At 63.5% G+C, this 15,551-nt stretch carries 5 protein-coding genes; 4 read left to right on the top strand and 1 reads right to left on the bottom strand.

All coding sequences use genetic code 11. The features are described 5' to 3' along the window. Nucleotides 1-366: 366 nt before the first annotated feature. Nucleotides 367-1,197, top strand: coding sequence for a transposase family protein (locus RM788_RS12105; protein WP_315921658.1), 831 nt, complete (start codon nucleotides 367-369; stop codon nucleotides 1,195-1,197). Nucleotides 1,198-1,217: 20 nt separating this feature from the next. Then, nucleotides 1,218-2,444 (top strand): group II intron reverse transcriptase/maturase, encoded by a 1,227-nt coding sequence (gene ltrA / locus RM788_RS12100; RefSeq protein WP_315931716.1) that lies wholly within the window; start codon nucleotides 1,218-1,220, stop codon nucleotides 2,442-2,444. A gap of 137 nt (nucleotides 2,445-2,581) precedes the next feature. Here ltrA and RM788_RS12095 read toward each other — a convergent pair whose 3' ends face one another. After that, on the bottom strand, nucleotides 2,582-4,480 hold the full coding sequence (locus RM788_RS12095) for a tachylectin-related carbohydrate-binding protein (protein WP_315931715.1): 1,899 nt from the start codon (nucleotides 4,478-4,480) through the stop codon (nucleotides 2,582-2,584). A gap of 552 nt (nucleotides 4,481-5,032) precedes the next feature. Between RM788_RS12095 and RM788_RS12090 the strand changes: the two genes are divergently transcribed. Next, on the top strand, nucleotides 5,033-14,698 hold the full coding sequence (locus RM788_RS12090) for a polymorphic toxin-type HINT domain-containing protein (protein ID WP_315931714.1): 9,666 nt from the start codon (nucleotides 5,033-5,035) through the stop codon (nucleotides 14,696-14,698). After that, nucleotides 14,699-15,307 carry a hypothetical protein gene (locus RM788_RS12085; protein WP_315931713.1) on the top strand — a complete coding sequence of 203 codons (609 nt, stop codon included), beginning with the start codon at nucleotides 14,699-14,701 and terminating at the stop codon, nucleotides 15,305-15,307. It begins immediately after the preceding gene. Nucleotides 15,308-15,551: the final 244 nt, after the last annotated feature.

Below are 15,551 nucleotides of genomic sequence, written 5' to 3'. Positions count from 1 at the left end.
GGTGAAGCGCTGACGAGAGGGAGCGTCCCAAGTGGAGATCCCACGAGGGATTGAGTACCGATTCGAGGTGTGCCGGCGGACTGGCTCGTAGTAGTGGTGAAACTCCTGCTGGGCGCGGTGGGGGGCGGAGCGAAGGGGCCGGATTGTCCGTGGTTCGTGTGTCCGGTCAACCAGGAAGCTGGGAGGAGCTGTATGGACGAGCTGAAGTCATCAGTGAGGTGATCTCACCAACGTTGAAGGCCTGACGGAGTCAGCCGAACGCTTGGCCATGCGACCCGAGGCACAACAGAGCCTGAGAGCAGAAGGACGGGGAGCTTCTGATAGGACTGGATTTGCGAAGATCAAATCCCAGTCAGAAAGCTCCCCGTGATCAGCTATCGTGCCACACTCGACGTGCCCCGCGAACTCGCCCAGTACCTGGGCCGCCTGCTCCACACCCAACGCCGCGACCGTGGCACTCGGAAGGGCGCCAGAGCGCTGACCTGCTACGGGCAGGCCGTCATGGGCCTGCGCTGGTTCCGCCAGAACACCGACATCACCGCGCTGGCCCGAGATCACGGCATCTCCCGCGCCACCGGCTACCGCTACCTCGACGAGATCATCACCGTGCTCGCCGAGCAAGCCCCGGACCTGCACGCAGCATTGCGACACGCCAAGAACGAGGGACTGGCCCACGTCGTTCTCGACGGCAAGATCTTTCCCACCGACCGCCTCGCCGAGAAGACCACCAGCGCGAAAGGCGAGCAGATCGACCGGTGGTACTCCGGCAAAGCACACGAGCACGGCGGCAACATCCAGGCCCTGATGGCGCCGAACGGTTTCCCGCTGTGGATCAGCGATGTCGAACCCGGCTCGGTGCACGACCTGACCGCGGCCCGCGAACACGTGCTGGGCGCCCTGTACTGGGCCGCCTCCCGACTCGACCTGCCCACCCTGGCCGACAACGGCTACGACGGGGCGGGCATCGGAGTGTTCACACCGGTCAAGCAGCCCGCAGGCGGGCAGGTACTTGATGTCGACACGCGCACCTACAATGCCCTGCTGCGTGGCCTGCGCTGTCTGGGTGAACGCGGATTCGCGACGCTGACCGGCCGCTGGCGCGCCTTACGGCACTTCACCACCAGCCCTCGCAAGATCGGCGCCATCGTCAAAGCCGCCCTCGTCCTCACTCATTTCGAACATGGACGACTCACCTGAAACTCGCTGAGATCATCTCAGTGAAACCGTTCGACATTTCGAAGCGGGAGGTTTGGGACGCATACCTGAAGGTGAAGGCCAATGGGGGTGCTCCGGGGGTGGATGGGTGCACGATCGAGGAATTCGAGAAGGATCTGAAGAGAAATCTCGCGAAGATCTGGAATCGGATGTCATCGGGCAGCTATTTCCCGCCCCCGGTTCTGGCGGTAGAGATACCGAAACCAGGCGGCACAAGAACGCTCGGCGTGCCCACTGTGGCTGACAGAATCGCCCAAACGGTGGTGGCCAGGCATCTGGAGCAACGGGCGGAACCGTTGTTCCATCAGGATTCCTATGGCTATCGACCGGGGCGGTCGGCGTTGGACGCGGTTGCGGTATGCCGGAAGCGATGCTGGAAGAAGGACTGGGTGGTCGATTTGGACATCCAGAAGTTCTTCGACAGTGTGCCGTGGGACTTGATGGTCCAGGCGGTGGAGGCTCACACCGACGCTCGTTGGGTGCTGCTGTATGTGAAACGGTGGCTTGCTGTGCCGTTGCAGCGGCCCGACGGGACCTTGCTGCAGCGAGACCGGGGAACCCCACAGGGGTCAGCGGTGTCACCCGTATTGGCGAATCTGTTTCTTCATTATGCGTTCGATACGTGGATGTCCCGGAACTTTCCGGGTGTCACTTTTGAACGTTACGTCGACGATGCGGTTGTGCATTGCGTCAGTGAACGTCAGGCGCGCATGCTGGTCGAGGCGATCGGGGAACGGATGGTCGAAGTCGGGTTGCGGTTGCATCCGGACAAGACCAAGGTGGTGTACTGCAAGGACGGGAAACGCAGTCGGGATCACCCGGTGACGTCGTTCACGTTCTTGGGGTTCACTTTCCACGCCCGCGGGGCGCGGGGCAAGAACGGGGAGATATTCACTTCGTTCCTGCCCGCGGTCAGTAAGGATGCCCTCAAGAAGATGAGTGCGCAGGTGCGAGCCTGGCGGCTACATCTACGCACCGGCCGTACTTTCGCCGAACTCGCCCGGGAGATCAACCCGGTCGTGCGCGGTTGGATGCAGTACTACGGCGCGTTCTACCAGACTGCGCTGTATCCCTTGCTGAGGCGTGTCAACTACTACCTGATGCGCTGGGTCCGCAAGAAGTATCGGAAGGTCAGGACCTTCAAGAAGTTCCACAAGCGATGGAAACAGGTGACCGCTACGTGGCCGAACCTGTTCGCTCAGTGGAGATGGGTCCATTCGATCTGGTGATCAGGATGATAAGAGCCGTATGACGGGAGACTGTCACGTACGGATCTGTGGGAGCCCAGGGGTGCGATTCCCCTGGGCGACCCGACCGCCCGGAGTGTTGGCGGTGGGGCGCGGTTTGACCGCGCCCCACCCACGGCCTACTTCTTCGTCGCGGGTCCTCCCGCATAGGTGGTTTGTTCGGTAGTCGTCTTGCTCGTGGTGGCTTGCGCCGACACGGACTGGTAGAAGAACGAGGTCTCGTCGGAGTTCCGGAACGTGATCAGCACAGCGCCGGAGGTTGCCTTGACGGCTGCCGGATCCGTGTCCGAGGGGTAGCGGGTTTGGGTTTGGTTGTCGGCGAGCGCGGTCCAGGCGCGGTAGGCGGTTCCGCCGGGAGCTGTTTGCTCGGTGGTGTAGATGTAGTTGTCGTTGCCGCGTACGGCGACCTTCACCACGCCGCTCCCGCCGGTCACCGCGGCAGGTGCTCCGTTGGCGGTGAGGCCGGTGATCGTTTGCCATGTGCCGGGGAAACCCGTGGCGGTTTCGCGTTGGGTAGCCACCGTCCCGTCGGTGCGGGTCGCGTAGACCTGCAAGCGACCGTCCGGGTTGACCAGCGCGGCAGGGCGTCCGGCGATCGCGCCGCCCGCGACGTTGCGCCAGGCGGCGAGAGTGGTGGTGAAGCGAGCCGCTTTGACGTTTCCGTTGACGGCACGACCGACGATCTCGAACGCGGTGCCCGACGGGATGACGACGAAGTCCGAGAGTCCACCGCTGATGGTGCCGAGGTCGCGCCAACCGGCGAACGGTCCATCCACAGCGGACTGCGTTCGAGTCCACAGCTTTCCGTTGGCGTCGACGGCGAATCCCCGGATGATTCCGCTGGAGTTGCGGGCGAAGTCTGCGGGACCGGACGTCCAGCCGCCGATGCTGACGGGCTCAAGGCCGATGAACCCGGTCTCGGGTTCCAGAGTCGACCTCGTGTCGCCGTCCTGCCCGAGGGCGAACGACAACAGCCTGCCGGTCTGCCCGGTGACGACCGACGGGGTGTTGGTCAGTTCGCTGCCCAGCGGCGTCCAGTAGTCGATCGTCTGCGGGTTGGTCGGATCCGGTTGGGACAGGTGGATCTGTTGACCCAGGTTGTTGGTGTAGAAGTAGTGCGGCACGGAGTTGCGGCCGAGGACCGCCCTGGTCGGCGCCAACGGCCGCGGCGCGGCGGTGACGCGTTGCGGGAACGGTGTGGCGGACAGTTTGCACCCGTCGCTGATCGCGACCGTGTCCTCGTCGTTCTGCCACCCGCTGCCGATGAACTTGCCGACCCCGGAGTCAACCCAGGTGTTGGTGTCTTCGAGGTAGCGGTACCAGAGCAGGTCGCCATCGCTGCCGTCGCCGTCGGCCCGGATGCCGTAGAGCAGGTCACCGCCAGGGGAGAACACCTTGCTGAAGATGTCCCACCCGCTGTCCACCGACAGGTTGTACTGGATCCACCGCTGGGATTCGGTGTGGTACCGGTAGCGGAACAGGTCGCCGTTCGGCTTGCGCGCGAAGATCACTCCGTTGCCCGCGGCGACGATGAGGTCGTACTGACCCCAACCGGTGTCGACCACGTCGCCGTCCGGGTTCGCCCACTCCGTGCCCATCCACAGGTAGGACTTGAGCTGTCCGGCCTCGTTGACGGCGTAGATGCGACCGGTCTCGTCCACCGTGATCCGGTTGCGGTACTCGGCGGTGGTGAAGACGCCCCAATCACTGCCGATCTGTTGGACCGCGCCGCCGTTCTCCCATCCCGGTGCCCAGCGGAAGCGGTTCAATGCTCCCGTGTCGGTGATGTTGTAGATGATGCCGTCCGGTCCGGCGAAGGTCTTGCCGTGCCAGTCCGTTCCTTGCTGCGCGCCTCCGGTCCACGAGATGAGGCCTGTCTCGGGCTCTTCGTGCTGGTGGATGTAGAAATCACCGTTGGGGCGGGTGGTGTAGACCGAGACGCCCGATCGGCAGACCAGGGTGGTGTCCGCCGATGCTATTTGTGGTGATGTGAGCAAAATCGGTGCGACGAGCGTCATGGCTACTGATGCCACGGCGAAACGTCTGGTTTTTCTACCGCTTTCCCCTGTTGTCTTCTTCATTCATTTCCTGTTCATCCGGGCGCACCGAAACAGGATCCCCCCATTTGGACACACCTTGGACAGGGCTGGTTGCCCTGTGCAGGCAATCGAGCGCGGCGGCTTGCCCGCTGATGCGGACGGTATCCCGCGAGGTGGAATTCGACCCTGGTCGCCCTGCAGGATCGCCCGGATGTCGGTATCGGCTGCTGAGCGTGTTCAAAGGCATCATGCAGGTGGTCGATTGCGCAATTAATCGATGACTGATACGAGTCACTGTTCCGAACCGAGGGCTTGCTAACGTGGCCGACTTCCTGCAATGTCTGCGGTGCGCGCCAAGGGGGGCAGCGTGTTTCCGGCGTGCAAGGGGTGGGGGAAGACTTCGTTATGCCTCGTAATCGTGGTATCGGCTATCGGCGCAGATCGTCCATTCGGCGGCTGATCAGTGCGTCATTAGTCGTAGTGGTGTCGATTGGCGTGTTCGGTCCACCCGCTTCGCAGGTGATCCCACCGATGGAGTGGGCTCAACGGGAGATCGCCCAGGCGATGGCGATGGCGCCCGACCAGCGCTGGGACTCTGCCGACGGCGAAGCCCACGAGGTCTCCGACACCCCACCGAACGAAGCGGAAGCCAAGTCGCTGCAGTCGAAGTACCCGCCGATCGACGGTCAGAAGATGATCGGTGCACCGGCCAATGAGGTTGACGTGTCCAAGGGGCCGTCGACTGTTCGCGGTTTCGACCAGGCCACCAGCCGTGAGGACGTCGACAAGCGCGGCGAGTTCGACCGGACCTACCGCAACACCGACGGCACCCTGACGACCGAGTTCAACCGCGAACCGGTGAACTACCAGGATCGGGACGGGACCTGGCGTCCCATCGACCCGTCGATCGTCGAGGCGGGCCGGGACGGTTGGCGCAACCGAGCCGATGACGTCGAGCTGCGTTTCTCCCGCCAGTCCACCCCCGACTCGACCGTCACGATGCGGCTCGACGACGAGCACGAATTGTCCTACGGGCTACGCGGGACAGCCGCCTCGACCGGTGTGGTCGAGGGCAACGCGATCACCTATCCGGATGTCTTGCCAGGAGCGGATCTCCGGTTGGAGTCCCAGGCAGGTGCGGTCAAGGAGATCGTCGTCCTCGACTCACCCACGTCTTCGCACTCGTGGGTCTTTCCGTTGCGCCTCAAAGGGCTGACCGCCCAGGTGATCGACGGTCGCGTGGTCCTCAAGGACACGGAGGGACTCGAGCGAGCGATCATCCCGCGCGGCTTCATGACCGACTCCACAGTCGATCCGCGCAGCGGTGAGCCTGCCACCTCGCACGGCGTGACCTATTCGATCGTCGACGACGCGGGAAAACCCGCGCTCAAGGTGGATCTTGACTCCGCGTGGCTGAAGGATCCCGCGCGCAAGTACCCGGTGCTGGTCGACCCGACGGTGCAGCAGAAGAACAGCAACTCCAGCATGTTCGTGGAGAATGCGGCGCGCGTCGACGGCGCGTCGGATCTCAAGACCGGGTTCAGCGGTGGTTCGAAGGCCGCGACCTACCTGGCGTTCGACAACATCGAGAACGAGCTGCGCAACCACAAGATCTTCGGCGCCCAGCTCTACCTGACCAACTACTGGTCCTGGTCCTGCCAGCCACGTCCGATCACCGTGCACGCCGTCACCCAGGCCTGGGGTGTCTCAGGCGGCTTCCCCGGTCCGTCGGTCGGTCCGGCGCTGGCCGAGGCTTCTTTCGCACATGGGTTCATCGCCGCCGGGCAGACCTCGTCGAGCTGCCCCACCGCGTCCGAGGTGATCGACCTCGGGGTCGGCGGCCGCGACTTGGTGCAGCGGTGGGTCACCGGCGCCCAGGACAACTACGGCCTCAGCGTCCGGGCCTCGGAGACCGACGCGTTCGGCTGGAAGAAGTTCACCGGCCACGGCACCGCCAACCCGCCGAAGCTGTTCGTCACGCACACCCCCTACGACGCCGAGTACCGCATCGACCGCGGTGTGCCGGAGCCTCCGGTGCACTCGCAGCAGGGTGGCGACGTCAAGATCACCGTCACCAACCGCGGCTCCCAGACCTGGACCCCGTCGACGTTCTCGCTGGGCTACCGCGCCTACAAGGGACAGGGCAGTCCGTACGGCGTCAACGAGGACAGCGCCCAGTTGCCCCATGACGTTCCCCGAGGTGATTCGGTCACCTTGGACGCGCACATCAATGCGCTGACGCCCGGCGACTACATGCTCGACTTCAGCATGGTGCACAAGGGTGTCACCTTCTTCACCGACGAGCAGATCCCGCCCGCCCGGATCTCCTTCCAGGTGCAGAACCTGCGGCCGATCATCAAGAAGCAGTACCCACCCAACGGGTACTCCGCGCAAACCCTCACCCCGCAGTTCTGGGTCGACGCCGTGGACATCGACTCGCCGCCCGATCTCAAGCCGCAATACCGGTTCGAGATCTGCGAGAACTACGTCGACAACGTCGGCGTCAACTGCTTCGGCTCCGGCTACGTCAGTGATCGCACATGGATGGTCCCGGCGGGGGTCCTGCGGTGGAGCAAGGACTACCAGTGGCGGGCGTTCGGGTTCGACGGCCAGCTTGAAAGCGAAGCGCTGCCTCCGAGTCACCTGCTCACGGCGGTTCCCCAGCCGGAGATCACCTCGCACTTGTCCAACGCGCCCTACAGCGGCGTGAGCAAGGCCTTCGACCCGCAGACGGGCAACTACTTCGCCAGCGCCATCGACGCCACCGTCACCGTCAGCGGTCCCAGCCTCAACGTGGTCCGCACGTACAACAGCCTGGACCCTCGTAGAGACCTCGCCTTCGGCGCTGGCTGGTCCACCCGCTATGACATGAGCGTTATGCCGGACGGCGACGGTTCTGGCAACGTGGTGGTCGTCTACCCCGATGGGCAGCAAGTCCGCTTCGGTCTCAACCCGGATGGGTCGTTCGCGCCGCCACCCGGCCGCGCCGCCAACTTCCGCAGCGAGGTCCCGGAGGCCGGTGGCGGCTGGGTCCTGGTTGACAAGTCGTTCACCATCTACCGCTTCCGCCCCGACGGCAAGCTCTCCAAGATTTTGGACGAAGCCGGCCAAGAGGTCGCCATCGAGTACGACACACAAGGGCACGTCCAACGCGCGGTCAGCATCCGAAGCGGTCGCGGACTGAACTTCACCTGGAATGGTGCGCATGTCGCCACGGTGAAGACCGACGTGATCGACGGCACGCAGTTCACATGGACTTACACCTACGTCGGTGACCGCTTGGAGAAGGTCTGCGACCCCAGGAACGGATGCGCCCAGTACGGCTACGGACAAGGGTCTCACTACCGCAGCGTCGTCGCGGACTCCAGGCCCGGTTCCTACTACCGGCTCGGTGAGGTGTCCGGTACGACGGCCGAGAGCCAGATCCGCACCAACCTCGGCAAGGACAACGGGACGGCAAAGGATGTCGCCCTTTCCGTAGGCGCGATCAACGGCACTGGTGACGGGGCCAAAACGTTCAACGGCACGTCTTCGGTGATCACGTTGCCCGACGGGACGATGCGTAAGAACCGCGACCTCGCCATCGAGATGTGGTTCAAGACCACCAACGGTGGACCGCTGTTCGGCAACCAGAAGGCGCCCATCGACCAGACCTCCGCCGGCGCGGTCCCGACGCTCTACGTCGGCCAGGACGGCAAGCTGCGCGGCCAGTTCTGGAACGGCGGCGCCCACCCGATCACCTCGACCACGTCGGTGAATGACAACCAGTGGCACCACGTCGTGCTCTCCGGCTCGTTGGCGACCCAGACGTTGTTCCTGGACGGCAATGTCGTAGGTACCCAGGCTGGGGAGATCGACCACGACGACGTCCTCTATAACCAGATCGGCGCCGCCTACACCGTTCCGCCGCAGGCGTGGCCGGGGTGGGGAACGCAAGCGCGCCGGTTCTTCGACGGGCAGATCGACGAGGTCGCCTACTATGAACACCCGCTCGGCTTAACCGCTGTGAAGTCGCACTTCCAAGCCCGCTCGCCATCGGACCAGCTCACCAAGCTCACCCTGCCCACCGGGCGTGTATCTGCGCAGATGATCTACGACGACGTGTTCGACCGGCTGCGCGAGTACACCGACGACAACGGTGGTACCTGGAAACTCGCCGTCCCCGCGGTGACCGGCAACGAGCAGAACCTGGTGCGCACTACACGCGTCACGGACCCCGGAAACCGGTACCACTTCTACGACTTCGACCCACAACGCGGACGGATCCTGCGCTACAGCGCGCCACTGGGGCAAGGGTTGCGCGACGAGGATGTGCGCGACCCGTCGGGACAACCCTCACCGCCGACACCCGCCTGCCCGACGACGACATCTCCCGAGGGGCCGATCGTCTGCGGCGGCCCGGCACAGCCTGGCGGCGGCTGGATCGGCGGCCCCGCCAAAGGCCAAGGGTCACGCACCTTCGACTACGACGCCCAAGGCTTCCAGAACACCATCACCGACGAGAACGGCAACCAGGTCGTCCTCACCAACGACGTCCGCGGCAACCTCATCTCCAAGAAGACCTGCCGCGTCGCGTCGAGCAACTGCCAGACCTCGTACTCCGGCTACTACCCGAACACCAGCGACATTACCGACCCGGCCAACGACAAGCTCACCGAATCACGTGATCCCCGGTCCACCAGTGCCACCGACAACCGGTTCCTGACCCGTTACGAGTACAGCACCAGCGGCAAACGGGGCCTGCTGCTCAAGCAGACCTTGCCGGACAACTCGACGGTCGTCCACACCTACACGCTGCCTTCCAACGCGACGCCCGCCGTGGGTGACGGAAGTGCACCCGAGGGCCTGGTCGCGACGACCACCGGACCGGGTACCGCCGTCGTCAAGTACCAGTACTACCGCAACGGCGACCTCGCCAGGGTGACGAACGCCGCCGGTCTGATCAGCGAGTTCACCTACGACGTGCTCGGCCGCAAGTCCAGCGAGAAGCAGATCTCCACCGCCTTCCCCGCAGGCTTGACCACCCTGTACACCTACGACGAACTCTCCCGGACCAAGACCATCACCAATCCGGCGACTACCAACGCCGTCACCGGTGTGAAGCACACCCTGCGCAGCACCACCGACTACGACACCGACGGCAGGGCCACGGTCGTGACCCTCGCCGACCTCACCGGCGGCGACGCCACCAGGTCCTCGACCATGGGCTACGACGACTGCGGCCGAGTCGGATCGGTCAAGGACGCGGCGGGCAACGAGACGTTCTACGGCTACGACGTGTTCGGCAACCGGACCTGGATGGTCGACGCTGGCGGCAACAAGTACGAGTACGGGTACACCGCCCGCAACAAGGTCGCCGAGGTCCGATTGCGTTCCTGGCACGGCGATCCCGTGCAGCCGGGAAGCGGCGGAGGCGATGGGGAAGGTCCGAAGCAGCCGGGGGAGACCCTCATCGTCCAGGCCTTCGCCTACGACATGGCCGGTCGGATCACCAGGTCCGTCGACGCGATGGGCCGGAAGCTGCGCTACGACTACTTCACCGACGACATGCTCCGCACGGTCACCGCCAAGGACCTGCACGACCCCGCCGACTCGACCAAACCGGTGCGCGACCTCGTGCTGGAGAGCTTCGAGTACGACCAGGCCGGTCGTCCGGTCAAGCACACCACCCCCGGCAACCGCGTCCAGACCACGGAATACGACTCGGTTGGACGTGTGAAAGCCACGATGGCCGATCCCACCGGCCTCGCTCGACGATCCGCGTACGACTACGACGTCATGGGCAACGTCACCAAGGTGACGCAGACCGGGCTGAGCTCCAACAGCGTCGGCATGGACGTCGCGGGCAAGTCCGTGATCCTGGACTTCGGCTACGACGCGGCCGGGCGTCGCACCAGCGAGACCATCTACAATGGAGCCGACCGCTATAAGACGACCTACCGTGTCGACGACCGAGGGCTGGTGCGGTCCACCACCGACGCCCGCGGGAACCTCACTGGCGTGGCGCCGGAGCCTTTCACCACCGACTTCGGCTACGACGAGATGGGCCGTTCGACCTCCACCACCGGCGCGTCCGTCCACGTGGAAAGTGCTGGAAGCACGGCCACTCCGTTGCGTCCCACTGCGTCCATCGGCCTCGACAGCTTCGGCATGGTCACCCACACCAAGGACCCCAACGGGCGGATCGCCACGACAGTGCGGGATCTGCTCGGTCGTCCGCAGCGCGTCGAGTCGCCCGACTACACCAAGCCGGGAGAGGCCACGGCGGGCAAGGCCGTGCTGCGCTACGAGTACGACGCCATGGGCAACGTGCGCAAGACGACCGACCCGCGTGGCGCGGTGACCGAATACCGGTACGACCAGCTCCAGCACCTGGTTCGCCAACTTCTGTCGGACCCGGACAACCCCTTGGTCACCAAGGACGTCAAGCAGTTCGGCTACACCCGCACCGGCGAACCGCTGTCGATCACCGATCCCACCGGTGGCCGCGTGCAGTACACCTACGACGACCTCGGCCGCCGGATCACGTCGACCAGTCTCGAGCGCGAGCCCACCCCGGCCGCGTACACGACCACGTTGAGCTACAACGACTCCAGTGACCTCACGAGTGTGAAGACGCCCGTCGGTGAGATCACCGCGTTCGGATATGACCAGCTCGGGCAGCCCACCACGACCACCGCTCCATCCGGAGTCGTCAGCAAGACGGGCTATGACTTCGCGGGCAGGCAGGTCCGTTCCTCGGACGGGCTCAACCGCACGACTTACCTGGCTTTCGATCAGGCAGGCCGCAACACCGGCACCTACCAGCTCGGCGCGCAGGAGCAGATCCTCCGGCAGACCGCCGCCAAGTACGACGCTGTCGGCAACCTCACCGAAGCCCGGAACGCGCTCAACGACACCACCACGCTCACCTACGACGCGGGCAGCAGACTGACCACCCAAGTCGAGCCCGTGGCCGACGGCCACACGATCACGACGAGCTTCGGCTACGACGCCTCGGGTAGCCGCACCCGCTACACCGACGGCCGCGGCAACGCCACCATCTTCACCACCAACAGCCTCGGACTGCCCGAGTCCGTCATCGAACCCTCCACACCGACACACCCCGCGGCGACCGACCGGACGTGGACGATCGGCTACGACCTCGCGGGGAACTCCACCTCGGACCGGGCACCAGGCGGCGTCACGAGGACCCGTACCTTCGACGGCCTCAACCGCCTGAAGTCCGAGACCGGCGTGGGCGCCGAGGTTGCGACCGCGACCAGGACACTGACCTACGACGCCGCGAACAGGCTCAAGACATTCGATGCGCCCGGTGGGACGAACGCCATCACCTACAACGACCGCGGACTCGTCCTCGGCGTCACCGGGCCATCGGGGACCACGACCACCGACTACGACGGCAACGGCAGGCCTACGAAGCTCACCGACGCCTCGGGAACCGCGATCTACACGTACAACGCGGGCAGGGTCGCCACGGTCAAGGACGATATTACCGGCGCCACCCAGACCCTCGGCTACAACGGCGCCGACCAGGTCGAGACCGTCAACTACGGCAATGGCAGCCTGCGGACCTACGGGTACGACGACTTCGGCCGTCCGCGCACCGATACCACCAAGAACTCGGCCAACGCCGTGGTCGCGGGCATCACTTACGACTACGACGTCGCCAACCAGCTGAAGGGCAAGACAACCGCGGGTACAGCGGGAGCGGGAGCCAACACCTACGCCTACGACCGCGCGGGCAGGCTCACCTCGTGGACCGGTGGTGGGACGACGACCGGGTACGAGTGGGACGACGCAGGGAACCGGACCAAGGTCGGGACGAAGACGTCGGTGTACGACGCCCGCAACCGCCTGACCTCCGATGGCGACTACACCTACAGTTGGTCCGCGCGCGGCACGATGGCGACGCGTACCAGTTCCGGTCTGGTCGAGCAGTACGGCTTCGACGCGTTCGACCGCGCGGTCAAGCACGACAGCACCACCTACGCCTACGACGGCCTGGACCGGATGGTCACCCGTGACGGGTTCGTGTTCAGCTACCGCGGAACAGGCCTGGATCTGGCTTCGGACGGGACCACGACGTTCGGGCGCGGCCCCGGCGGCGACCTGGTCTCACTAGGTAAGGGCACCGAGAAACGGCTTGCGGTCACTGACAACCACGGCGACGTGGTCGGCGCCTTCGACCCGTCCGCGACCGTCACCGCGTTGACCAGCTCGGCGGCCTACGACCCGTTCGGCAAATCAGTGGCGAGCAGCGGAACGAAGTCGCCGCTGGGGTTCCAGAGTGACTGGACCGACCCCGATACCGGTGAAGTAGACATGGGGGCTCGCTGGTACGACCCCGGTACCGGCGGATTCACCGCGCGTGACAATATTTCGCTGCCGTCTTCGCCGTCCATGCGCACAAATCGTTATACATACGGCGGAGGGGCGCCGCTGGTCAATACTGATATTAACGGACATGAATACTTTGATTGTCAAATAGCAAATCATGGGTACGTTTCGTGCAAGGGTGGGCCTGGGCGTGGAGGAGTCTGCGATCCGCGATTCCATCAAGGTTGCGCAGTCCAGCCGCCGGACAAGAATGTTCAACTTTCGCTTATCGGTGACTTCTGGTCGACTTTTGGAAACTTCCTCGACAACCTTGGCAGGATCGGTTTCGGCCCTCCTCAGATTCCGCTGAGCGGAGGGGTAGTGCCTGGGGGTAATGGGCAAAATAGCCCTGGGCAAGGCAAGACGACTGATCAAGCGCGTGATGATGCTGCGCACGTAGCGAAGAACAATCCACTGCCGACGTTGCCTGCGGCAGTCCAACCCTTGTTCGCAGGGCCTACGGGATCGACCTTCGACAGTCCTGTCTCGAGCACTCCTCAGGCTCCGGCGGGGCATCCGGGTTCGAGTGAGATTGTCGATCAGCAGCCCGGATACGACCAGGAGAAGCAGGCTCTGGTCGGAGATGAACCGATCGTCCGATCCGTCGACACGCCAGGGCTTTCAGGGCTTGAGTCGAGCGGGAGTGGCAAGGGTTTCTGGGATAGTGTCTCAGATTTTGCCGATGACCCTTTCGGGTCGATAGGTCGAGCCTTTGACAATCTGACAGTTGGCGATATCGGGCATACCGCGTTGGATGTCCTGGGCATGGTCCCTGGGTTCGGTGAGATCGCCGATGGTGTGAACGCGCTGTGGTATTTGGCCGAAGGAGACTACCTCAACGCGGGCTTGTCTGCGGCGGGAATGATCCCATTTCTGGGTTGGGGCGCGACCGCAGGCAAGGCGGTCAACAAGGGGCGAAAAGTCACCGACGATCTCGCGTCAGTGTGCAAGGCCACCAACAGCTTCACTGGTGACACCGAAGTGGTCATGGCCGATAGATCTCGTCGCCAGATCAAGGATCTTCGAGTTGGAGATGCCGTCTGGGCCACGGATCCGACCACCCACGAGAGCGGACCGCGCGAGGTGACCGAGGTCCGGAACGCCACCGAACAGAAAAAACTGGTTGCGGTAACGGTGGATGTCGACGGCGACACCGGTGACCGGACCGGCACGGTGAAGGCCACTTCTGGGCACCCGTTCTGGAGTGAAAGTCAAGGTCGTTGGCTTGAGGCTCATAAACTCGGGTCGGACAGCCGGTTGCTGTCAGACAGCGGGGCTGTCCTTCCTGTGCTTGATACGCGATCGTGGCCTGAAGTTCGGACTGTCTACAACCTGACAGTTGACGGCCTTCATGCCTATTATGTACTTGCGGGTGCCGTTCCGGTGCTCGTCCATAATTGTGGAACCGGATCAATCTCCAACAGTAGGCCCGATGACCTTGGGCTGGAAATGATGGAAGCTGACTTTGCTGGAGTATCTCCAATTATTGCTGGATCGTCCAATTTCTCACAGGCGGCATCTGAAGGTGGAAACTTTCTTTGGACCGTTGGAGAAGCGGGAAACCTGAACATGGTTAGGTCGGCCCCTGGTATACATCACACCGTCGCCAGTGGCGGCAAACCTGTGATCGGTGCAGGTCAGGTGACATTTCGAAATGGTGGTGCGATTACGTCGTTCGACAACTTCACGGGGCACTATACGCCACCTTGCGTGCAGTGTGCCGCCGCCTTCATTGCGCAAGGTGTGGACGCCTTCGCTGGGGTCGGAATTCGGGTTCCATTGGCAGTGATTAGGGATTACGGTGGGAGGGCTCCGTAAATGGGAGTCGATTCTGATCTTCATGAAATTCGGGGAATCCCGGTCGGTGAGATTTCCGAATGGATTGGAAGACGTTTTCCGGATGAGACCTTTCCGCAATGGTGGATGGCGATTTTCGAATCCCTCGAAATTAGCTTGAGTCCTTTGCGTGATGTTGCCCCCGAGTGGCGTCTACGTGATTTTACGGTCGGTGCGGAGATTGTTAAACTGGCGGTAACCACGGGAGGAGTCAGGCCGTCAATGGGAGTGTATTGGCTATTGCGGTTGGCGACGATCGCGCGTCGATTTGAACCGCCGATTGTCGATCTGCCTGCACTTATTATGCCGGACGGGGCTATGGAGTGGGCACTTAACGCAATGCCTTTCTCGCGTGAACGTGCTTTGGAAGAGTCCGTAATTCGGAAGGCAGAGTACCTGACTGCTGGTGATGAATTTTATGCACCTGTCGGCAAGGTGTTTGCTGTTAACAATGCGGAGGATGTCAAGTTTTCTGCACTGCAAGATGTAGAGTTGATCTTGTCCGCTTTGCCGTGGGTCTACCCTGGTGTGTTGAATGGGAATCTGAGGCGTGAAGTCGATGCCTGGTTGGAAATTGGAAGACAACTGTAGCCCCGAGTGCCGGCTGCTCGTGGCAGAACGAGATGTAGCCCTTCGGTCGGATCCACAGGATGTTCAGCGGCGGTTCCATCGCGGTGCCCCCGTCACTGAGCCCTGATCCACCGATGTGATTCCGGAATGATCATGTCGTGGTTTGTGGGTGATGGCCGGAGATGAGGACAGGCGTGATCCGCTGGTCTGTCCAGCATTTCCACTGTGGTCGGGATGTCGGGCCCTCGCGGGGCGGGTGGACAGG

Origin of the sequence: Umezawaea sp. Da 62-37 (assembly GCF_032460545.1) — a bacterium.
Classification (GTDB): Bacteria; Actinomycetota; Actinomycetes; order Mycobacteriales; family Pseudonocardiaceae; genus Umezawaea.
Note: the sequence above shows the minus strand (reverse complement) of the source record. Positions and strands in the feature narration are given on the sequence as shown.

Bases quoted from the DNA above. Each gene is read 5' to 3' on its own strand.
- RM788_RS12095 (WP_315931715.1), bottom strand. From the start codon at position 4,480: ATGACGCTCGTCGCACCGATTTTGCTCACATCACCACAAATAGCATCG.
- RM788_RS12090 (WP_315931714.1), top strand. From the start codon at position 5,033: ATGGAGTGGGCTCAACGGGAGATCGCCCAGGCGATGGCGATGGCGCCC.
- RM788_RS12085 (WP_315931713.1), top strand. From the start codon at position 14,699: ATGGGAGTCGATTCTGATCTTCATGAAATTCGGGGAATCCCGGTCGGT.